Source organism: Actinoalloteichus hymeniacidonis, from assembly GCF_014203365.1.
Lineage (GTDB): Bacteria > Actinomycetota > Actinomycetes > Mycobacteriales > Pseudonocardiaceae > Actinoalloteichus_A > Actinoalloteichus_A hymeniacidonis.
The window spans coordinates 3067222-3091000 of the sequence record NZ_JACHIS010000001.1 but is presented as its reverse complement, the minus strand read 5'-3'; the positions used below and the strand labels follow the sequence as shown (position 1 = coordinate 3091000).

The window sequence follows — 23779 nt, the reverse complement described above, 5'->3', positions numbered from 1 at the left end:
CAATTTCCGGTGGCATCGGTCATCGCGCCCGCCGGTGGCCGGGCGGGCGCGACGGTTGGCGTGTCGCATCGAGGCTAAGGTCGGCGCTGCTGCGCAGACCCCCGTAAAGCCCGGGCGGCCACCCCTGCGATCGGAGTGGCCCGACCCCGGGGTCAGCGGATACCGAACTCGTCGCTGATCAGATCGAGCAGCTCGGCCGCATCGGCCGAACCGAGGTCGTCGACCTCCGTTGCGTCGGTGGTGGCCGTGGCACCGCCGCGTTCGACGCGGGCGAGCAGCACTCGCAGGCGACTGGCCAACGCCCGGTCGCCCTCCCCTGCCGTCCCGGCCTGCCAGGCACGTTCCAGGTCGTCCAACGCGACCGCCACCGGATCGATCGTCTCCGGCGTTGCCAGATCCAGCTCGGTGACCAGGCGGCCCGCCAGGTCGGCGGTGGTCGGATAGTCGAAGATGAGCGTCGCAGGCAGCCGGACACCCGTCCGGTCGACCAGCCGGTTGCGCATCTCGACGGCCATCAGCGAATCGAATCCCGCCGTGGTGAAGGCCTTGGTGGGTGCGATGCCCGTACCCGGTGGCAGACCGGCCACCGCGCTGGCCTCGGTGCGCACCAACTCGATGAGTGCGGCCAATCTGTCCGCCTGCGATAGGGGTGCGAGTCGCCGCGCGAGATCCTCGGCCGGAGCCGCCGCCTGCGCGGCCTTCGGCGCGGCGAGCGAACGCAGCAACACGGGGACGGTGGTGTCGCCGGACCGGCCGGACAGGGCCTTGGTGTCGATCCGCATCGGAACCACGGTGGCGTCCTCGGCGGACACGGCCCGGTCGAAGACCTCGACGCCGGTCTCGGGGTTGAAGGCGAGCAGCCCGGCTCGGGCGATGCGTTTGCGGTCGGTGTCGGTGAGCGCCGCAGTCATCCCGCCGTCCTCCTCCCAGGGGCCCCAGGCCAAGGAGATCGCGGGCCTGCCTGCCGATCGCCGGTGGCGGCACAGGGCGTCGGCGTAGGCGTTTCCGGCCGCGTAGTTGGCCTGTCCCGCCGAACCGAAGGTGCCTGCGGCCGAGGAGAACACCACGAAGGCGTCGAGATCGGCGTTCTCGGTGAGTTCATGCAGGTGGTGGGTGGCATCGGCCTTCACCCGCAGCACGCGATCGACCTGTTCCGGGGTAAGCGAGGTGATGACCCCGTCGTCGACCACGCCCGCCACGTGCAGCACGCCGCGTAGCGGGCGATGCGCGGGTATGGCGTCGAGGACGGTGCGCAGTGCCTGGCGGTCGGACACATCGCAGGCGGCCCAGTCGACGGTGGCGCCGAGTTCGTCGAGTTCACGGGTGAGCGCCTCGGCGCCGGGGGCCTGCCTGCCCGTGCGGCTGAGCAGCAGCAGATCGCGTACACCGTGTTCCGCCACCAGATGCCGGGCGAACAGCGAGCCGAGCATCCCCGTCGCCCCGGTGATCAGCACGGTTCCGCTGTGCGGCCACAACGAGCTGGCCGGCTCGGTGGTCAACCGGGCGAGGCGGGGCACCCAGACCTGGCCGTCGCGCAATCGAACCTGGGTCTCCCCGTGGAACTGGGCAAGCCGCAGTCCGATCTGGACCGCGTCGGCGGACTCCCCCGGCGTCGTGTCGACCAGCACGACCCGGTCGGGGTGTTCGAGCTGAGCGGAGCACAGCACGCCCCACGCCGCCGCATGCGCCAGATCCGGCTTCTCGGCGGTGGCGTCGACCGTGCGCACCACCAGCCGGGTGCCGTCGTCGGGCTGGGTGACGAAGTCGCGCACGGTCTGCAGCAGCCGACCGACCAGCTCGTGGGTGCCCGCCGGGTCGAGCCGATCCGCGGCGGGTTCGAGCAGGACGTGGACGGCCTTGGGTAGCACGGCGCCCGCATCGGTGACGGGTGCGGGCACCCATTCGGTGCGGTAGAGGTCGTCGCGGCGGCGTACCCCGGTGGTCTCCCGCAGGACGAGCGAGCCGATCCTGGCCACCGGGGCGCCGTCGACGTCGAAAGCCTCGACCGTGACGGTATCCGGGCCGGTCTCACTAATCCGCACGCGCAGCGCCGTCGCCCCGGTGCGCCAGACACTCACGTCGGTGAAGGCGAAGGGCAGTTTCGGCCTGCTCTGCGCCGAGGCTCCCGGTCGGAAGGCCAGTGCGTGCAGCGCCGCGTCGAGCAGCGCCGGATGCAGGCCGTAGCCGATCACCGAGGAAGACGGCAGGGTGACCTCGGCGAGGACGTCCGTGCCATGCCGCCAAGCAGCCGTGAGCCCTCGGAAGGTCGGTCCATAGCCGAACCCGGCGGCCACCATGTCGTCGTAGAAGGACGCCGCGATCTCGATGGGCACCGAGTCCACGGGCGGCCAGGATTCGAATCCGCCGACGGGCGGGGACGACTGCTCGTCCAGACGCCCCTCGGCGTGTTGGGCCCAGGACTGGCCGTCTTCGCTGGAATGGATGGACACCCGGCCGTCGTCGGCGACCGCGACCTGCACCCGCAGTCCACTCTCGGCGGGCAGCGGAAGCGGGTTGTGCAGCTCCAACTCGGCGAGGGCGGGTTTGCCGAGTCGGGCTCCTGCCCAGGTGGCCAACTCGACGAATCCGGCGCCGGGAAAGATGACCGTCTCCTGCACACGGTGGTCGGCGAGCCAGGTCTGCCGGTCGCGCGACAGCTCCCCCGCGAAGAGCACCTCGCCCGCCGGGGTGGGCAGCGTCGCGGGCAGCAGCGGGTGACCGGTGCCCGGCAGACCCGTGTCCTCGGTCCAGCGCGGTTCCGGCCAGTACCTGGCCCGTTGGAAGGCGTACGTCGGCAGGTCGACGCGCCGTGAACCGTCGTCGGCCAGCACCGCAGGCCAGGAGACCGTGACGCCCCGGCCGTGGGCGGCGGCCACGGCGGCGAGCAGCAGCGCGGGTTCGTCGCCCTCGCGGCTGAGCATCGGCAGGCACTCGGCCTCGGTGTCGGTCGCGTCCAGGCAGCCGGTGACCATCGGGGTCAGTACTGCGGTGGGGCCCAGTTCCAGGAAGGTCCGCACGCCGGAGTGCAGCAGCGTCTCGATGCCTGCCGCGAATCGGACGGACTCGCGGGCATGCCGGACCCAGTAGGCCGGGTCGGTGATCTCCTGCGCCGTGACGACCTCGCCGGTGAGGTCGCTGACGATCGGTAGCTCCGGCGCCTCGAAGGTCAGCTCGGCCACGACATCGGCGAACGGGGCGAGCATCGGCTCCATGAGAGCCGAGTGGAATGCATGGCTGACGGCGAGGCGACGGACCCTGATGCCTCGGCCCGCGAGTGTCTCCGCGATCCGCTCCAGTTCGGACTCCGGTCCGGCCAGCACCGTGGCATCGGGTGCGTTGACGGCCGCGACCGAGACACCCGCGCCCAACAGCGCGCCGGTCTCCGATTCGGGCAGTGCCACGGCCAGCATCCCGCCGCCCGCAGGCAGGGCCTGCATGAGCGCGCCTCGGGCCGCCACCAGCCTGCAGGCGTCCGGCAGGCTCAACACCCCGGCGACGTGCGCGGCCGTGACCTGCCCGATCGAATGGCCGAGGAGGAAGTCGGGACGGATGCCCCCGCTCTGCAGCAGCCGGAAGAGCGCCACCTCGACGGCGAACAGCGCCGGTTGGGTGTAGCCGGTGCGGTCGAGCAGGTCGGCGTCGCCGATTGCCTCGCGCAGCGGGCGATCCAGCTGTTCGTCGAGGTGGCGACACACCTCGTCGAAGGCCGAGGCGTAGGCCGGGAAGCGTTGGTACAGGCCGAGTCCCATCTCCGCGCGTTGGGCGCCCTGCCCGGTGAAGAGGATCGCGAGACCGCCATCGACGGCCTCCCGGACCCGACCACCGCCGTCCCGTAGCTCGGCCAGCCCGGCGAGGGCCGATTGGCGGTCGGTGACCGGTAGGGCGGCCCGATGGTCGAGTGCGGCGCGGGTCGTGCCCAGTGAATAGGCCACGTCGACGAGGTCGAGTTCCGGGTCGGCGGCGAGGCGGTCGTGCAGGCGACCCGCCTGCTGGGCGAGTGCCTGTCGGGTGCCGCCGGAGAGCAGCCATGGCATCGGCAGCGGCGCGCCGCGCTCCGCCTGACCGGCCTCGGGTGCCTGCTCCAGGATGAGGTGGGCGTTGGTGCCACTGATACCGAACGAGGACACCGCCGCGCGCCGGGGACGGCCGAGTTCGGGCCAGGTCTCGCCGGTGGCGAGCAGGTGGACCCGACCCCGCGTCCAATCGACGTCCGGCGAGGGTTCGTCCAGATGCAGCGAACGAGGCATGAAGCCGTGTTGCAGCGCCAATACCGCCTTGATCACCCCGCTGACCCCTGCCGCCGCCTGCGCGTGCCCGATGTTGGACTTCAACGACCCCAACCGGACGGGCGTCTCGCGTTCACCGCCGTAGACGTCGAGCACGGCGTGGGCCTCGATCGGGTCGCCGAGGCGGGTTCCGGTGCCGTGGGCCTCGATGAGGTCCACCTCGGACGGATCCAATCCGGCGCGATCCAAGGCGGCCTGGATGACCCGGCGCTGTGCTGCGCCGTTCGGCGCGGTGAGCCCGTTGGACGCGCCATCGGAGTTGATGGCGGTGCCCCGCAGCACGGCGAGCACGGGGTGCCCGTTGCGGCGGGCGTCCGACAACCGTTCGAGGATGACGACGCCGACGCCCTCGGCCCAAGCGGTGCCATCGGCTCCGGCCGCGAACGCCTTGCAGCGGTTGTCCTCGGCCAAGCCGCCCTGCCTGGCGAAGTCGTCGAAGAGGAACGGGCTGGAGATGATCGCCGCACCGCCCGCGACGGCCAGGTCGCATTCCCGGTCTCGGAGCGCGTTCGCGGCGTTGTGCAAGGCCACCAGGGAGGAGGAGCAGGCGGTGTCGACCGTGATCGCCGGTCCCTCCAGCCCCAGGGCGTAGGCGATGCGGCCGGAGACCACGCTGGCCGACAGGCCCGTGACGCCGTAGCCGGCCATCACCTCGGAATCCGAATCGAACAGCGCCGAGTAGCCCTGGGTGGAGGCGCCGATGAACACACCGGTCCGGCTGCCGCGCAAGGTATGGGCGTCGGTGCCCATCCGCTCGATGCCCTCCCAGACAGCCTCCAACATCAATCGCTGCTGGGGATCCATGGTGATCGCCTCGCGCGGGGTGATCCCGAAGAATCCGGCGTCGAACGAGGCGACGTCGGTGAGGAAACCGCCCTCGAAGCGCTGGCCACCCGCGGTCTGCTCGGGCCAGCCGCGATCGGTGGGCATCGCGGAGATGGCATCGCGTTCGTCGACGAGGAGCTGCCACAGCTTCTCCGGGGTGTCCGCCCCGCCGGGATAGCGGCAGGCCATGCCGACGATGACCAGCGGGTCGGTCGCGGCGTCCGCCGAGCGTTGGGTCGCAGCGCTCGGCTCGGGCTCCGGGGTGGGGGCGTCGATGCCGAGCAGTTCGCCGAGCAGATAGCGGGCGAGTTTCTGCGGGGTGGGATGGTCGAACACCAACGTCACCGGCAGCCGCAGCCCGGTGGCGGTGGAGAGTCGATTGCGGAATTCGACACCGGTCAGCGAGTCGAAACCCAACTCCTGGAACGTGCCCGCAGGACGCACCGACTCCGGGTCGGAGTGCCCGAGCACGGTGGCCACGTTCGTCCGCACCAGGGTGAGCAGCACCCGATCGCGCTCGGGCACGGTCAGCGGCGTCAACCGGTCACGTAGCGAGGGCCCGTCGGCGTCGCCGGGACCGGCGCTGACTCGACGTCGGGTCACCGGGCGGACCAGGCCACGCAGGATCGGCGACAACGCGTCGCCCTGCGCGGCCAAGGCCGCGGTGTCGAAGGGTGCGGGGGCGAGTGTGGGCAGGCCGGTGCGCAGCGCCGCGTCGAACAGGCCCAGACCCTCTTCCTCGGAGATCAGGTGCGCGCCGCCCCGACTGAAACGGGCCAGGTCCCCGTCGCTGAGGTGCGCGGACATCTCACTGCGTTGCGACCAGAAACCCCAGGCCAGCGATACCGCGGCCCGACCGGTGGCACGGCGACGTTGAGCGAGCCCGTCGAGCATCGCGTTGGCCGCCGCGTAGTTGCCCTGCCCCGGCCCGCCCATCGTGCCCGCCAACGAGGAGAACAGCACGAAGATCGCCAGATCGAGGTCCCTGGTCAGTTCGTCGAGCACCAGCGCACTGTCCACCTTGGCCCGCAGCACGCGGACGGTCTGCTCGACGGTCAGCGTCTCGATCAGGCCGTCCTCGAGCGCACCTGCGGTGTGCACCACGCCGGTCAGCGGATGGGCCTCGGGCACGGCCCGCACCAGGTGCGTCACCGCCTCCCGATCGGTGACATCACAGGCCACGACCGTGGCCTGGGCGCCCTGCGCGGCGAGGTCGGCGACCAGCTCGGCTGCCCCGGGCGTCTCGGGACCACGTCTGCCGGTCAGCACCAGGTGGCGGACGCCGTACTCGGCGACCAGGTGGCGGGCGAGCAACGCACCGAGCATGCCCAGACCGCCGGTGACCAGCACGGTCCCGGCCGGATCGAGCGGCTTCGGCACGCTCAGCACCGCTTTGCCGATCAGCGCGGCCTGGCTCAGGGAGCGGAATGCGGTCCGAGCCCGCCGGACGTCGAAGACGTTCACCGTGGGCGGGCGGATCTCGCCCTGTTCGATGAGTGCGGCGATCTCGGTCAGCATCTCACCGAGCCGGTCTCGACCGGCCTCCATCAGGTCGTAGACCCGGTACCGGACACCCGGATAGTCGCGGGCGACCTGCTCGGCGTCGCGTTTGTCGGTCTTACCCATCTCCAGGAATCGGCCGCCCGGGGAGAGCAGCCGCAGACCGGCGTCGACGAACTCGCCTGCCAGACAGTCCAGGACCACGTCGACACCGGCGCCACCGCTGGCCGCCCGGAAGGCGTCCTCGAAGTCCAGGGTGCGGGAGTTGGCGATCCGGTCGTCGGGGATTCCCCAGTCCCGGAGCCGGTGTTGCTTGGCCGGGCTCGCGGTGGCATAGACCTCCAACCCGAGGTGGCGGGCGAGTTGCACCGCGGCGGTGCCGACACCGCCCGCCGCCGCGTGTACGAGGAGTCGCTCGCCCGGCTGGACCTGGGCGAGGTCGACCAGTCCCATGTACGCGGTGAGGAAGGCGACCGGAACCGACGCCGCCTCCTCGAAGGTCCATCCCGCGGGCATCGGCGCGAGAAGCCGCTCGTCGGTGATCCCGACCGGACCGAGCGACTCGGCGGTCATGCCCATCACCCGGTCGCCCACCGCGAACCGGGTCACCCCCGGTCCGACGGCGCCGACCACGCCCGCGACCTCGCCACCGAGCCCGGACAGGCCGGGGACCAGGTTCAACGCGACGACGACGTCCTTGAAGTTCAGGCCTGCGGCCCGAATGTCGACACGGATCTCGCCCTCGGTCAGTGCGCCGAGCACCTCCGGGTACGGCTCCAGTTCCAAGCCCTCGATGGTGCCCGGCTGGCGGTTTCCGACCCGCCAGGCCGCCTCGCCGGGCGGCGGCAGCATCACGCCCGCGCGGTCCCAGCGTCCGAGTCGAGGAACCCGCAGCACCCCACCTCGGACCGCGACCTGCACCTCCCCGGTGGCCAGCGCCGAGGGCAGCTGTGTCCAGGAGTCGGCCGTGTCGTCCACATCGACGATCGCGAATCGGCCCGGGTGCTCGGATTGGGCCGAGCGCAGCAGCCCCCACACACCGGAGCCCGACAGGTCGGTGACCGTCGACTCCGGTTCCACGCCGACCGCTGCGGTGGTGACGAACACCAGACGCGCATCATCGAAGCGGCGATCGGCCAGCCAGCTCTTCAACAGGTCCAGAGCGGCCAGCACCGGCGGCCACGACTCGTCGCCGCCCGCCGCGACCACCACGTCCGCAGGCGTTCCCACGCCCTCGAACACCGCAGCCAGGTCATCGAGTCCGGTGGCGACGGCCGCTCCGGGAAGCACGCCGTCGGGCAACTGCGGGCCCTCGACACGTAGCACCGCCCTGGCGACCGGTGTCTGCTCGATGGGTGTCGCCAACTCCGGCCAGCGCACCTGGTGCAGCGCCTCGTCGCGGGCGGGGACCACGTCGCCCTTGCCCAGGGGCCGGACCACGAGGTTCTCGGCGGTCAGCACCGGCTCGCCGGTGGTGTCGGCGACCTCGATCGAGACCGAATCCGGGCCGGTCAACGTCATGCGGATCCGGATCAGGGTGGCGCCGCCCGCGTGCAGGCGGACCCCTCGCCAGGAGAAGGGCAGCCGGACGTCGTCCTGGCCGTCGCCGAGCACGAACGAGGCATGCAGCGCCGAGTCGAGCAGCGCGGGATGCAGACCGAAGCGACCCGCGTCGGAATGCGCGGCCTCCGGCAGGGCCGCCTCCGCGTACACCTCGCCGTCGCCCTGCCACAGCCGCCGTAGCCCCTGGAAGAGCGGGCCGTAGCCGTAACCGGCGGCGGCCATCCGCTCGTAGTGCGCCGCGCCGTCGACCTCGTCCAACCCTGCGGGCGGCCACGCGGTCAGCCCGTCCACCCCGGGTGCGTTCGTCGGCTGTGCCAGCACACCGGAGGCGTGTCGGGTCCAGCCCAGTTCGGTGGTCTCGTCCCGCAGGCGGCTGTAGATACCGAACTCGCGGGCGCCGTCCGAGGCCTGCGCCTCCACCCGGACCTGGACGACCAGTCCACCCGTGGTCGGCAGCACCATCGGCACCTGCAGGGTCAGCTCGTCCACCTGGGCGCAGCCGACCTGATCGCCCGCCAACACGGCGAGGTCGAGCAGACCGGTGCCAGGGAACAGGATCCGGTCGCCGACCGGGTGGTCGGCCAACCACGGTTGGCGGGACAGATCGAGTCGCCCGGTGAGCACCACACCGTCGCCGTCGGCGAGCACCATCGCGCCCCCGAGTACGGGGTGGTCGAGGGACCGCAGGCCCAGCGCCCCCGCGTCGCCGGTACCGGCGTGGATCGTGGCCCAGAGGTGCTGGTGCTGGAAGGCGTACGTCGGCAGTTCGACGCGGTCGCCGCCGGGGAACAGCCCCGAGAGGTCGACGGTGCCGCCGTGGACGAACACACGCGCCAACGCACGGCGGAACTGACTCATCCCACCGCAGCCACGGACCAGGGTGCCGGTGGCCGACGCGGCGTGGCCGGTGTCCTCGATGATCTCCCGGACCGGCACGGCGAGCATCGGATGCGGCGAGATCTCCAGGAACACCGTGTGCCCGTCGGCCAGCAGCGTCCGGGCGGTGGGCTCGAACAACACGGTGTGTCGGGCGTTGCGGTACCAGTAGTCGGCGTCCAGGGTCGCGGTGTCGATCACCGCGCCGGTCAGCGTCGAGTAGAACGGGATGGTGCCGGTCATCGGCTGGACCGGGGCCAGGGTCTCCAACATCCCGTCCCGCAACGGGTCGAGCAACACGGAGTGGCCTGCGGTGGCGACACCGGTGATGATGCGGGCCCGGATGCCGTCTCGCTCGCATTCGGCGACGAACTCCCGGCACGCCTCGGGGTCCCCGCCCACCGTGGAGGAGCTCGGCCCGTTGACCGCGGCCAACGACAGCAGGCCCTCGTAGCGGGCCAACCTGGCCCGGGTGTCCTCGGCGCTCAACACCACCGAGGCCATCCGGCCGTCCACCAGGCTCATCGCCTTGCTGCGCAACGCGACCACCCGTGCGGCGTCGCGCAGACTGATCCCGCCCGCCACGTACGCGGCGACGATCTCGCCCTGGGAATGACCCACCACCGCGGCCGGGTGGACCCCGGCGCTGCGCCACAGGGCGGCCAGGCTGACCATGAGCGTGAACAGCACGGGCTGGATCACATCGGTCCGGCTCATCGACGGCGCATCCGGCGCGCCACGCAGCACGTCGAGCACATCCCAGTCCAGGAACTCGGCGAGCACCTCGGCGCAGCGGGCCGCCTCGGCCGCGAAGACCGGGGACTCCGCCAGTAATCCATGGGCCATCTCCGGCCACTGGCCACCCTGTCCGCCGAAGACGAACACCACCGGGCCCGGCGTGGCGGCGGCCTCGATGACGTCGGCGTCCTGATCTGCGGTGTCCTCGGCGAAGGCGGTCAGTCGGGTGGACAGTTCGTCCCGGTCACCGCCGAGCAGGGCGACCCGATGTTCCAGTGCGGTTCGGGTGGTCGCCAGCGACAGGCCGACGTCGGCAGCCGAGAGCTCCGGCCGGTCTGCGAGGTGGGCGAGCAGTCGCCGGGCCTGGCCGCGCAGCGCGGGCTCCGAGCGCGCGGACAGCACCCACGGCAGCGTCGCGCCGATCTCCTCCGCCGGGACAACGGCCGCCGCCGGTTCCTCGGCGACGGGAGCCTGTTCGACGATCACATGCGCGTTGGTGCCGCTGATCCCGAAGGACGACACCCCGGCTCGGCGCGGCCGCCCGTCGGAGGGCCAGTCCCGTTCGGACTGCAGCAATCGCACCGTGCCCGCCGACCAGTCCACGAAGGTGGAGGGTCGTTCCGCGTGCAGGGTGCGCGGCATCGTCTGGTGCCGCATCGCCTGCACCATCTTGATCACACCCGCGATGCCCGCTGCGGCCTGGGTGTGGCCGATGTTGGATTTGATGGAGCCCAGCCACAGTGCCCGGTCCGGTCCTCGGGTCCGTCCGTAGGTGGCCAACAGCGCGTCGGCCTCGATCGGGTCGCCGAGAGAGGTTCCGGTGCCGTGCGCCTCGACCACGTCGATGTCGCCCGCGGCGACCTTGGCGTCGGCCAGGGCGGCTCGGATGACGCGTTGCTGCGACGGTCCGTTCGGCGCGGTCAAGCCGTTCGAGGCGCCGTCGGAGTTCACGGCGGTGCCCCGGATGATCCCGACGATCGGGTGCCCGTTGCGCTGCGCGTCGGACAGCCGTTCCACCGCCAGCACCGAGACGCCCTCGCCCCAGCCGGTGCCGTTGGCGTCGTCGCTGAATGCCTTGGAACGGCCGTCCGGGGCGAGGGCCCGCTGCCGCGACAGCGTGACCAGCGCTGCGGTGCTGGACATGACGGTGACCCCGCCCGCCAACGCCAGGTCGCATTCCCCGCTGCGTAGCGCTCGCACGGCGAGGTGCAGCGCCACCAACGAGGACGAGCAGGCGGTGTCGACCGTGATGGACGGTCCCTCCAGACCGAGCACATAGGAGATCCGCCCGGAGACCACGCTGTTGGACGTGCCGGTGGTCGCGTGTCCGTCCATGCCGCCCGGTGCTGCGTTCAGCAGCAGCGCGTAATCCTGCTGGGAGATGCCCGCGAAGACACCGGTGCGGCTGCCTCGCAGACCGGCGATGTCGATGCCCGCCCGTTCGAGGACCTCCCAGGACGCCTCCAACAGCTGACGCTGCTGCGGGTCCATCCCGGTGGCCTCGCGCGGGGAGATACCGAAGAACTCCGGATCGAAGTCGGCGACGTCGTAGAGGAAGCCGCCCTCGCGGGTGTAGCAGGTACCGGGGTTGTCCGGGTCGGGGTGATAGAGCTCGTCGAGGGGCCAGCCACGGTCGGCCGGGAACTCGCCGATCGCGTCTGTACCGGTGTGCACCAGGTTCCAGAGGTCCTCCGGAGAGCGCACCCCGCCCGGCAGACGGCAGGCCATGCCGACGATGGCCACCGGTTCGTCGTGCTGCGACTCCAGCTCGCTGATCCGCCGCTTCGACTTGTGCAGGTCCGCGGTGACCCACTTGAGGGCGTCCCGGAGTTCGTTGTCAGTGGCCATCGGTTTCACTCCCGCTCGTCGAGCTCATACACGTCACTGCTTGCCGAACTCGTTACGGATGAAGGCGAGGATGTCGTCGTCGCTGGCGTCGGCGAGCCGGTCATCGACGGTTCCGGTGTCGGGGTCCGTCTCGGCCGCGACGGTGGCGGCCGGGGTGGCGCTCCAGGCTGCGACCAGGTCCCGCAGCCGTGATTCGACCTCTTGGCGGACGCCCTCGGACGGGTCGAGCTCGGCCACGGCGGCCTCCAGCTGGTCGAGCTGGGCCAGAATCGGCAACGCCGTCGGTGCCGCCCGCCGCAGGATCTCGTCCTCGATGTGGTCGACCAGCTCGTCCGGTGTGGGGTGGTCGAAGACCATCGCCGCCGACAGCGGCACGCCGACCGCCGAGGAGACCGCGTTGCGCAGTTCGACCCCGGTGAGCGAGTCGAAACCGAAGTCCCGGAACAGCCTCTTGCTGTCCTGGAATTCCTCGGTGGGCAGGTTGAGCACCACCCCGGCCCGCTGTCGAACCAGTTCCAACAGTTGCCTGCGCCGGTCGGCGGCGGGCAGGGCCGCCCACCCCGGCGCCGGATCGGCGGTGGCCGTCGGGGCGGCGGGGGTCGCCGCCAGAGCGCTCGCGGGCACGAGCGAACGCAGCACGGGCGCCAGGGTGCCCGCTGCGGCGTTGTCCGCCATCGTCGTCGGATCCATGCGCAGCGGCAGCAGCACCGGGGCGTCGCTGTCCCACGCGAGGTCGAACAGCTCCATGCCCTCCTCGGGGCTCAGGGCCAGCATTCCGGCTCGGGTCACCCGAAGCTTGTCCACCTCGCGGAGCTGTCCGGCCATCCCGTCGTCGGTCTCCCACAGGCCCCAACCCAGCGACGTCGCAGGCAGTCCGTTTGCTCGGCGGTGCACCGCCAGCGCGTCCAGTGAGGCGTTGGCGGCGGCGTAGTTGGACTGTCCGGCGCTACCGAGGGAGCCGACCGCCGAGGAGAAGAGGATGAAACGCCTCGGTTCGAGATGGGCGGTCGCATCGTGCAGCGCCAATGCGGCGTCGGTCTTGGAACGCAGGACGTTGGTCACCTGCTCGGCGGCGAGATGGGTGAACGGGGCGTCGTCGTTGACACCGGCCACATGGATCACCGAGGTCAGCGGCTGCTCGGCGGGAATCGCGGCCAGTAGCTCGTCCAGCCGCGCCCGGTCGGCGACATCCGCCGCAACCAGGTCGGCGGGGACCCCGGTGGCGGCCAACTCGGCCAGCAGCCCGTCGGCATTGGGCGCGGTCGGGCCGCTGCGGCTGAGGAGTAGGAGCCGGGCGGCGCGACCGGTCCGAGCTAGGTGGACCGCCAGCCGTGCACCGAGTGCCCCCGTCGCGCCGGTGATCAGCACGGTGCCCTCCGGCGCGGGTCCCGTCGTCGTCTCGGGCGCCGGGCGGGTGGCGGGAAGTCGGGTGAGTCTCGGTAGCAGCACCGCGCCTGCGCGCACCGCCTGCTGTGGTTCGTCGGCCCGGAGCACCCCCGGATCCAGGTCCTCGGGATCGTCGGTGTCGACCAGGATCAGCCGTCCCGGGTTCTCCAACTGCGCGGACAGCAACAGGCCACGCGCCGCCGCGCGGACCGGGTCGATCGGCTCGTCGCCGATGGCGACGGCCTGTTCGGTGCACACCACGACGCGCTTGTCGAGCTGTTCCTCGTCGGTGAGCAGCGTCCGCACCCTGGTCAGCGCGTCCAGCACGGCCGTCCGGGTGGCCAGGCCCGTATCACCGTCGAAGGCGGGCAGGTCGACGCGGACCACCTCGGCTGCCGACACCGACGGGACCGCGGGCGCCTCGGGGACCGGGGTCCACCGCAGTTCGTACAACGCGCCACGGTCGTCCGGCGTGTCGTCGACGCCCGGGATCGCGGTGTGCAGCCAGTAGCTCTGGCGTTGGAACGGGTAAGTGGGCAGGTCGGTTCGGCGAGCACCCGTACCGGCGAAATAGGCCGCCCAGTCGACGTCGACGCCTCGGGAGTAGAGCCCGCCCAACGCGGCGATCAGGGTGATGGTCTCCTCGCGCTCGCGGTGTTGGGTCGCGGTCACCACGGCGGTGGTGTCGTCGGGCAGGCAGTTGGCGGTCATTCCGGTGAGGACGCCGTCCGGCCCGATCTCCACGAACGCCCCGGTGCCTGCCGTGGTCAGGGTGGCGACCACGTCGGCGAAACGGACGGCGTGCCGGACGTGTCGCACCCAGTACTCGACCGTGCGGACCTCCTCGACCGCCGCCCGGCCGGTCAAGCCGCTGACCAGGTCCATCGTCGGTGTGCTGAAGGTGACTTCGGACAGCACCCGGGCGAAGTCGTCGAGCATGGGCTCCATCAGCGGCGAATGGAAGGCGTGTGAGACCTGCAGTCGTTTGACACGGATACCCGAGGCGGCGAACTTCTCGCCGAGCACCGATACCCGGTCGGCGTCGCCGGAGATCACGACCGACCGGGGGCCGTTGACGGCCGCGATGTCGACGGCCTCGGCGTCCGCCTCCAACGCGGCCCGGACCTCGTCCTCGGTGGTGCCGATCGCCGCCATCGCCCCCGGCGCCGTGATCGCGTGCATCAGTCTGCCCCGCGCGGCGACCACGGCACACGCGTCGGGCAGCGACCACAGCCCGGCGCAGTACGCGGCCGCCACCTCGCCGATGGAATGCCCTGCCAGGACATCCGGCGTCAAACCCCAGGAGCGGACCAGGGCGAACAGGGCGACCTCGTAGGCGAACAGCGCGGGCTGGGTGAACTCGGTGCGATGCAGGTCGTCGGAGCCCTCGAACAGGATCTCCCGCAGTGAACGGCCGAGCAGACCGTCCAGTTCGGCGCACACCTCGTCGAGGGCCTCGGCGAACACCGGGAACGCCCGGTACAGCGCCGAACCCATTCCGGGGCGTTGCGCACCCTGCCCGGTGAACAGGAACGCGACGCGGCCCGCCGCATCCGGTAGTTCGGGCCCGACCTCGGCGGCCACCCTGGACAGCTCCTCGACGAGCTGTTCGGCGTCGTGGCCGGTGACGACGCGTCGGTGCTCGAAGACGCTGCGGGTGGTGACCGTGGAGTAGCCGACGTCCAACGGCAGCGCGTCGGGCTCGGCGAGCAGGTCGCGTAGTCGACCGGCCTGGGCCCGCAGCGCTTCCGGATTGCGGCCGGAGAGCACGATCGGCGTCGGCACCGCCGCGATGCTCTCGCGGGCGTCGGGTTCCTCGGGCGGGGCCTCCTCGAGGATCACGTGGGCGTTCGTGCCGCTGATGCCGAAGCCCGACACCGCCGCCCGCCTCGGCCGTGCACCCTGCGGCCAGGGGCGTGCCTCGGTGAGCAGTCGCACCTGCCCCGCGGTCCAGTCGACGTGCGGCGTGGGCTCCTCGACGTGCAGGGTCTGTGGCATCACCGCATGGCGCATGGCCAGCACGGATTTGATGACGCCTGCCACGCCTGCGGCGGCCTGGGTGTGGCCCACGTTGGATTTGAAGGAACCCAGCCACGCCGGTTCGGTGCGGCCCTGCCCGTGGGTGGCCAGCAGCGCGTCCGCCTCGATCGGGTCGCCGAGTTTGGTTCCGGTGCCGTGTGCCTCGATGAGGTCGACATCGGCGGTGCCCAGCCCCGCGTTGGCGAGCGCGGCGCGGATCACCCGCTGCTGGGACGGACCGCTGGGGGCGGTCAGGCCGTTGGACGCGCCATCCTGGTTGATCGCCGAGCCCAGCACCGTCGCCAATACCCGGTGGCCGTTGGCGCGCGCGTCGGAGAGCCGTTCCATCACGATCACTCCGGCGCCCTCCCCCAGCGCGAATCCGTCCGCTGCGGCGTCGAAGGCCTTGCAGTGGCCGTCTCGGGCCAGGCCGCGCTGCCTGCTGAAGACCAGGAGTGACGTCGGGTCGGACATCACGGCCACCCCGGCGTTGATCGCCAGGTCGCATTCGCCCGCCCGCAGTGCCTGGGCCGCCATGTGCAGCGTGACCAGCGAGGAGGAGCAGGCGGTGTCGACCGTGATGGACGGTCCCTCCAGGCCGAGCACATAGGAGATCCGCCCGGAGCCCACGGCGGCGGCGCCCCCGGTGACCAGGTAGCCCTCCAGTTCGGGTCCTGCAGCGCGGACCCGTTCGCCGTAGAACTGGTGCGTCATACCCAGGTAGACGCCGGTCCGGGTGCCGCGCAGCGAATGCGGGTCGATCCCACTGCGTTCGAAGGCCTCCCAGGAGGTCTCCAGCAGCACCCGGTGCTGCGGGTCCATCGTGGCCGCCTCGCGCGGCGAGATCCCGAAGAACCGGGGGTCGAACTCGGTGGCGTCGTAGAGGAAGGCGCCGCGCTCGATATAGGTCTTGCGCGGGGTGTCGGGGTCGGGATCGTAGAGCGTGCCGAGTGGCCAGCCACGGTTCTCCGGCAGCCCGGCAACCATGTCGGAGCCCGCCTCCAGTGCCTCCCACATCCGTTCCGGGGTGTCGATGCCGCCGGGGAAGCGACAGCTCATGCCCACGATGACGATCGGATCCGACTGGTCGGCGACGGCCGCCCGGATGATGGTCGGCTCGGCCGGTGCGGACCGGGTGGTGAGCACCTCCTCGTCGAGGTAGCGGGTGAGCTCGTCGACGCTCGGGTAGTTGAAGATCAGCGTGCTCTGCAGGGGCACCCCGATGGCGGCGACGAGCCGGTCGCGCAGCTCGACGGCGGTCAGCGAGTCGAATCCGATGTCGAAGAAGGCACGTCCGGAGTCGACGGCGTTCTTGTCGGTGTGCCCGAGCACCGTGGCCACCTGCTGGTGAACGACGTCGCGCACGGCCTCCGTACGGGCCTGCGGATCCAGTCCCTCCAGTTTCGCGGCCAGCCCGGAACCGGTCTTCGGCGCGGCATCCGTCGGTAGCGCACCGGTGAGATCGGCCAACAGCGCGCTCGGCCGTTGGGCGGTGAACACGGAGATGAAGTTCGACCAGTTCACCTCGACGACCAGCAGCGCTCCCCCGTCGCCGGTGAGCACCCGGCCCAGGGCTCGGACGGTGGCCTCCGGGTCCATCACCGGTAGACCGGTGCGGCGCAGCGTGTCGTAGGCCTCGACGGAGACCATGCCCGCCTCGCCCGCCCACGGACCCCAGGCGATCGACCAGGTCGGCACGCCTTCGGCGGTGCGCTGCGCGGCCCGCGCGTCGAGATAGGCGTTGGCACCCGCGTAGACACCGTGGTCACCGGCGCCCCACACCGCGACGCCGGAGGAGAAGTACACGACGGCCCGGAGTTGGCCGGGGTCGAGTTCGGCCTCCAGGTTGACGATGCCGGTGACCTTGCCCGCCGAGACTCGGGCGAGCTGTTGGACCTCGGCCTCCTCGATCGGTCCACCGTCGCCGACCCCGGCCGCGTGGATGACCGCGTCGATCAGCACACCGTCGCCTTGGGCCTCGCGCAGCATCGCCGCGACCGAGGCCCGGTCGGCGGTATCGCAGGGGAGGACGACGGCCTCGGCGCCGATGTCGCGGACCTCGGCGAGGAGTTCCGCCGCGCCGGGCGCAGCAGCGCCGCGCCTGCTGGTCAGGATGATTCGGCGGGCGCCCTGATCGGCGAGGAATCGCGCAACCTGGCTACCGAGCGCGCCGGTGCCGCCGGTGATCAACACGGTCGCGCCCGCAGCGCTCCACCCGGGGGTGGCGGCGAGGTCCGGCGCCCGGTGCACCCGGCTGGTGTAGCGACCCTCGGCGCGGATGGCGACCTGATCCTCGCCATCGGTCCCGATCAGGGTGCCAGCGGCCAGCGCGGCGGTGGACTCGTCCCACTCGGCTGGCAGGTCGAGCAGCCCGCCCCAGGTCTTGGGCTTCTCCAAGCCGATGCAGCGGCCCAGTCCCCAGACGATCGCCTGCAGTGGGGCGGCGGGGCCGTCGGTCGCCTCGACCGCCACGGCACCGGAGGTGGCGCACCAGAGCGGCGCCGTCTGCGCCGCGGCATCGAGGGCCCGGACGACGACCAGCAGCGCGGCCGCACCCCGGGTCGTGTCGGGGTAGGCGGTCACCGGCCGCTCGTCGAGCCCGGTCAGACAGAGCACCCCGGCCAGCGGGTCGGCGCCGACCGAGGCCCGGATGCTCTCGCCCAGTTCGGCCGCGTCGGCACCGGTGTCGGTGCCCGGCTCGGGAACCGGCACCACGATCGCGCGGTCCGCCCGATCCGCGACGATGTCCACCGCTGCAGGGCAGCCGTGTCCATCGGAGACCAGCACCAACCAGGTGCCGGTGAGACGGCCGGGCGGCGCGGCAGGCAGCGGCGCCCAGTCGACGCGGTACAGCCAGGAATCCAGTTGGGCCCGCTCGCTGCGGTTGCGGTGCCAGTCGGCCAACGCCGGAACGACGGTGTCCAAACCGGACTTCTCGGTCATCCCGAGCGTCGCGGCGAGGGTGTCGACGTCGTGATCGGTGACCGCCTGCCAGAACCGGTCGTCGGCGGGATCCCCGGTGCCACGCGGCCGATCGGTCTCGGCAGGCCAGAACCGGCGGCGCTGGAACGCATAGCTCGGCAGGTCGTCGAGATGGCCGCCGCCGTCGAAGGACCGGCCGAGATCGGCGCGCACGCCCTCGGCGTGCAACCTGGCCAGCGAGGTCAGGATCCGACGCAGGCCGCCCTCGTCGCGGCGCAGACTCCCGACGACCGTGGCGGCCACATCGGATGCCTCCGCCGTCTCGTTGATCGGCCCGACGAGCAGCGGATGCGCACTCACCTCGAGGAACGCCCGGAAGCCCTGGTCGAGCAGGGCGGTGACGGCGGGGGCGAGCTGCACCCGCTCGCGCATGTTGCGATACCAGTACTCGCCGTCCACCTCACCCGGCTGTGTCCAGTCCACGGTGACCGTCGAGAAGAACGGGACCGTCCCGGTCAGCGGGGTGACCTCGGCGAGGTCGACGAGCAGGTCATCGCGCAGGGGCTCCATGTGGGCCGAGTGCGAGGCATAGGTGGCGGCCATCAGCTTCGCCCGCACCCCGTTCTCGCGGGCCTCGGCCACCAACTCCTCGATGGCCTGTTGATCGCCGCTGACGGTGACCGCCTGGGGGCTGTTCACGACGCCGATCTCCACGCCCTCGAAACGGGCGGTCCAGGATTCGACCTCGGTGACCGACGCCGCCAACGTGGCCAGACCACTGGGCCTGCTCAGCGCCACCGCCCGCCAGACTCGGCGGGCCAGGATCGTCACGCAGTCCGACAACGAGAGCACTCCGGCGACGCAGGCCGCCGCGACCTCGCCCTGCGAACTACCGATGACGGCGGCGGGCGTGATCCCGTAGGAGCGCCACAACTCGGCCAGCGACACCATGGTGGAGAACAGCAACGCCTGGTTGACCAGGATCTCCGAGACGTCCTCGGGTGCCGCCGCGCCCCGCGCCACGTCGGTGATGGACCACCCCAGCTGCGCGGCGAACGCGGCGTCGCACTCGGCCCAGCGGGCCGCGAACACCGGCGCGGTGTCCAGGAGTTCGACCGCCATGCCGTCCCACTGGGCGCCGTAGCCGGGGAAGACCCAGACCGGGCCACGGTCGAACGCCTTGGCAGGTTCGGTGACCACATCGTCGTGCGGGCGGCCCTCGGCGACCGCGCGTACCCCGTCGAGCAGGCGGTGACGATCCTGGCCGATCACCACCGACCGGTGTTCGAAAGCGGTGCGCCGCAGCAGGGTGCGCGCCACCGCGGGCAGGTTCACGTCCGGCCGCCGGTCCAGATATGCGGCCAGCCCGACGGCCTGTGCCTGTAGCGCCTCGGGTGTCCGGCCGGACAACGCCAGCGGCAGCGCACCCGAGTCGGTGTCCGGGGAATCGGCCGGGGCCTCCGACGGTTCGACGGGATCGGCCTCGGCGAGGATCACGTGCGCGTTGGTGCCGGACATCCCGAACGCCGACACCGCAGCGCGGCGGGGGCGCCCCGGGTCGGGCCATGCGCGTTCCTCGGTGAGCAGCCGCAGCGTGCCCGCCGACCAGTCGATCTTCGTGCTGGGCTCCTCGGCATGCAGGGTCCGGGGCATCCTGGCGTGTCGCAGCGCGAGCACGGACTTGATCACGCCTGCGATTCCGGCGGCCGCCATGGTGTGCGCGATGTTGGACTTCAGCGAGCCCAACCACAGCGGTTCGGTGCGGTCGGCACCGTAGGTCGCCTGCAGTGCGTGCGCCTCGATCGGATCGCCCAGCGCGGTGCCGGTGCCATGGGCCTCCAACAGGTCGACGTCGGCCGGGTCGAGGCCCGCGTCGGCCAGGGCGTCGCGGATCACCCGCTGTTGGGAGGGTCCGTTCGGGGCGGTGAGCCCGTTGGAGGCGCCGTCGGAGTTGATCGCGGTGCCCGCGACCGTGGCCAGGATCGGGTTGCCCGCCCGCAGCGCCTCGGAGCGGCGTTGCAGGACGACCACGCCGACGCCCTCGCCCCAACCGGTGCCGTCGGCGTCCGCGCCGAACGCCTTGCACCGTCCATCGCCCGCCAGGGCACCCACCTGGGAGACCAGCGAGATCCCCGCAGGCGTGGACATCACCGTCACGCCGGAGGCGAGCGCGAGGTCGCATTCGCCCTCGCCCAGCGCTCGCGCGGCCATGTGCAGCGCGACCAGCGAGGACGAGCAGGCGGTGTCGACGGTGACGGACGGGCCCTCCAGACCCAGCACATAGGAGAGTCGACCGGAGACGACACTGGTCGAGGTACCGGTCATCACGTAGCCCTCGGCCTCGGTGACCCCGGTCAGCAGATCGGCGTAGTCGGAACCCGCGACCCCGGCGAACACCCCGGTTCGGCTGCCACGCAGATCGGCCGCGTCGATGCCCGCGTGTTCCAAGGCCTCCCACGCGGTCTCGAGCAGGAGTCGCTGCTGCGGGTCCATGCCGAGTGCCTCGCGCGGCGAGATCCCGAAGAAACCGGCATCGAAGTCGGCGACCGAATCGAGGAAGCCACCCAGCCGAGCGACGTCGTCGCCGAGTGTGGAGGTGTCCCAGCCTCGGTCGGTCGGGAAACGACCCACCGCGTCGGTTCCCTCGCTCAGCAACCGCCACAGGTCCTCGGCGTTGCGGACCCCACCGGGAAAACGGCAGGACATGCCCACGATGACGACCGGATCGTCGTCGGCGGCGGCTCGACGACGGGTGACGACCCGCTGTGCCCCGCCGAGCAGTTCCTCGCGTAGGAAGGCCACCACCGCCGCAGGCGTGGGATGGTCGAAGACCAGGGTGGCGGGCAGGGCCAATCCGGTGTCCTGCACCAACATGTCGCGCAGCCGAACCGAGGCCAGCGAATCCATGCCCAGCTCGACGAAGGCCTGGTCGGCGGCGATCGCCGATCGGTCGCGGTGTCCCAGCGCTGCCGCGGCGGCCGAGCGGACCCCCGCCAACAGCCGGTGGGTCAGTTCCTCGGCGTCGAGTCCGGCAAGCGGGTGCTCCGGACGACCCGATCGACGTGGGGCGGCGGCGATCACGGCAGGCCTGCTGGTCTCGGTGCCGCTGTTCAGCCAGTACCGCTCCCGCTGGAACGGATAGGTGGGCAGGTCCAGTCGAGGCGCCCCCGGAGCGGCGACGATGCGATCCCAGCCGATCGGGGTGCCCGCGACGTAGAGCTCGGCAAGGGCGGTGAGCAGCGATTCGGGCTCGGGCTGGTCACGGCGCAGGGTGACGGCCACGGCGGCGGGGGTGTCGGCCTCCGCCAGGTTCTCCAAGGCCATCGGGGTGAGACCGCCGGGCCCGATCTCCAGATACCCGGTGACACCGTCGGCGGCGAGCCTGCCCATTCCCTCGGCGAAGCGCACCGTCTGGCGCACCTGCCGCACCCAGTAGTCGGGGGTACCGATCTCGGCGGCGCTGACCGGGCTGCCGGTGAGATCGGAGACGATGGTCCGGGTCGGCGCCGAGTACGCGATCGTGGCGGCGACCTCGCGGAATCGCTCGAGCATCGGCTCCATCCGGGCGGAGTGGAACGCGTGACTGACCGGCAGTCGCCGCGCCCGCCCACCCCGGCCGATGCAGGCGGCCACGACCGCCGCCACCGAGTCCACGTCCCCGGCCACGACCAACGAGGACGGCCCGTTGACCGCGGCGATCTCCACGTCGCAGCCGGTCTCGGCCAGCAGCGCGGGCAGTTCGCCCTCGGGGATCTCCACAGCGGCCATCGCCCCGCCGTCGGGCAGCTCGTCCATCAACCGACCGCGCGCGGCAACCAGTCGGCACGCGTCGGCGAGGGAGAACACGCCTGCGACGTGGGCGGCGGCGATCTCGCCGATGGAGTGGCCGAGCAGGACATCCGGCACGACGTCCCAGGAGGCCAGCAACCGGCACAGCGCGACCTCGACCGCGAACAACGCGGGCTGGGTGTAGCGGGTGCGGTCGAGCAGCTCCGGGTCGTCGATCACCTCGGCCAGCGGTTGCGGCAGCAGCGCATCGAAATGACCCGCGATCTCGTCGAAGGCCTCGGCGAAGACCGGATACGCGGCCCGCAGGCCGGCCGCCATTCCCGGGCGTTGGCTGCCCTGGCCGCTGAACAGGAAGGCGAGTCTGCCCGGTGCCCTGGTACGGCCACGGACCACGGCCGGGTCAGGCTCGCCGTCGGCGACCGACCGCAGCCCGGTCAGCAGGCTCTCGTCGTCGGCTCCGACCACCACCGCCCGGTGTGTCAGGCGGGCCCGGGTGGTGGCCAGCGCGCTGCTGAGATCGTGGTCGGGGTGGGTTCGGGCGTAGGACTCGATCAGGGCGCCTTGGGCGCGCAGTGCCCCGTCGTCGCGGGCGGAGAGCAACAGCGCACGAACCGGGCGCTCCACCGGGCTCGCGGGTTCGTCGTCGGGTCGGGTGGGGGCCTGTTCGAGGATGACATGCGCGTTGGTGCCGCTGATGCCGAACGCGGAGACCGCGCCCCGGCGCGGGCGCCCGGTCTCGGGCCAGTCACGGGCCTCGGTGGTCAGCTCGACACTGCCGGTCGTCCAGTCCACCTGTGGGGTGGGCGCGTCGACGTGCCGGGTCGCCGGTAACCGCCCGTGGCCCAGGGCCAGCACCATCTTGATCACACCGGCCAGGCCTGCAGCCGCCTGGGTGTGGCCGATGTTCGACTTGATCGAGCCGAGCAGCAACGGCTGGTCGCGGTCCTGCCCGTAGGTGGCGAGCAGGGCCTGTGCCTCGACCGGGTCGCCCAGCCGGGTGCCGGTGCCGTGTGCCTCGACGGCGTCGACCTGTCCCGCGCTCAGCTGCGCGTCCTCCAAGGCCTGCCGGATGAGTCGCTGTTGGGAGGGTCCGTTCGGGGCGGTGAGCCCGTTGGAGATGCCGTCGGAGTTGATCGCGCTGCCGCGTACCACCGCCAGCACCGGGTTGCCTGCGGCCCGAGCCGTCGAGAGCCGCTGCACAAGCAGCATGGCGACCCCCTCGCCCCATCCGGTGCCGTCGGCCGCCGCCGCGAACGACTTGCACCGGGCGTCGGCGGCCAGGCCCTGTTGCTCGGCGAACTCGACGTAGAGATCGGGGTTGGCCATCACGGCGGCGCCGCCGACCAACGCGGCGGAGCACTCGCCGCCTCGGAGCGCCTGGATGGCCAGGTGCAGGGCGACCAGCGACGACGAGCACGCGGTGTCGATCGACAGCGCTGGGCCCTCGGTGCCGAGTACGTAGGCGAGCCTGCCGGAGGCCACGCTGTTGGTGGTGCCGGTCAACAGGTTGCCGATGACCTCGTCGCCTGCCGCCGCGTCACGCGGCCCGTAGTGCTGGTCGGCGAGTCCGACGAACACGCCGGTATCGCTGCCGCGCAGAGCGGCCGGGTCGATGCCCGCGCGCTCCACCGCCTCCCAGGCGGTCTCCAGCAAGAGCCGCTGCTGCGGGTCCATCGCCAAAGCCTCGCGGGGGCTGATGCCGAAGAAGCCCGCGTCGAAGTCGCCTGCGTTGTCGAGGAAGCCGCCCCGGCGGGTGACCTCGGGGCCGAGTCGCCCGCTGTCCCACCCTCGATCGGTCGGGAACGGCTGGAGCGGGTCACGTTGGTCGGCGAGCAACTCCCAGAGTTGCTCGGGAGAACCGACGCTTCCCGGATAGCGGCAGGACATCGCCACGATCGCTATCGGCTCGCTGTTCGCCGACTCCAACTCGCGCAGCTTCTGGCGAGTCCGCTGCAGATCGGCGGTGACCTTCTTGAGGTACTGCGCGACGCGCTCGTCAGTGGCCACGTTATTCCGCTCCGTTCTCT

Annotated in this window: 1 protein-coding gene and 1 pseudogene; both read right to left on the bottom strand. The window is 71.7% G+C overall.

Translation table 11 applies throughout. The features are described 5' to 3' along the window. Positions 1-152: 152 nt before the first annotated feature. Positions 153-11636 carry a type I polyketide synthase gene (locus BKA25_RS12670; protein ID WP_069849605.1) on the bottom strand — a complete coding sequence of 3828 codons (11484 nt, stop codon included), beginning with the start codon at positions 11634-11636 and terminating at the stop codon, positions 153-155. Between the two features lie 33 nt (positions 11637-11669). Continuing rightward, positions 11670-23750 (bottom strand): annotated as a pseudogene (locus BKA25_RS12665) (type I polyketide synthase); the annotation flags it as partial. Positions 23751-23779: the final 29 nt, after the last annotated feature.

Excerpts from the sequence above, each read along its gene's own strand:
- BKA25_RS12670 (WP_069849605.1), bottom strand. The coding sequence starts at position 11,636 with ATGGCCACTGACAACGAACTCCGGGACGCCCTCAAGTGGGTCACCGCG.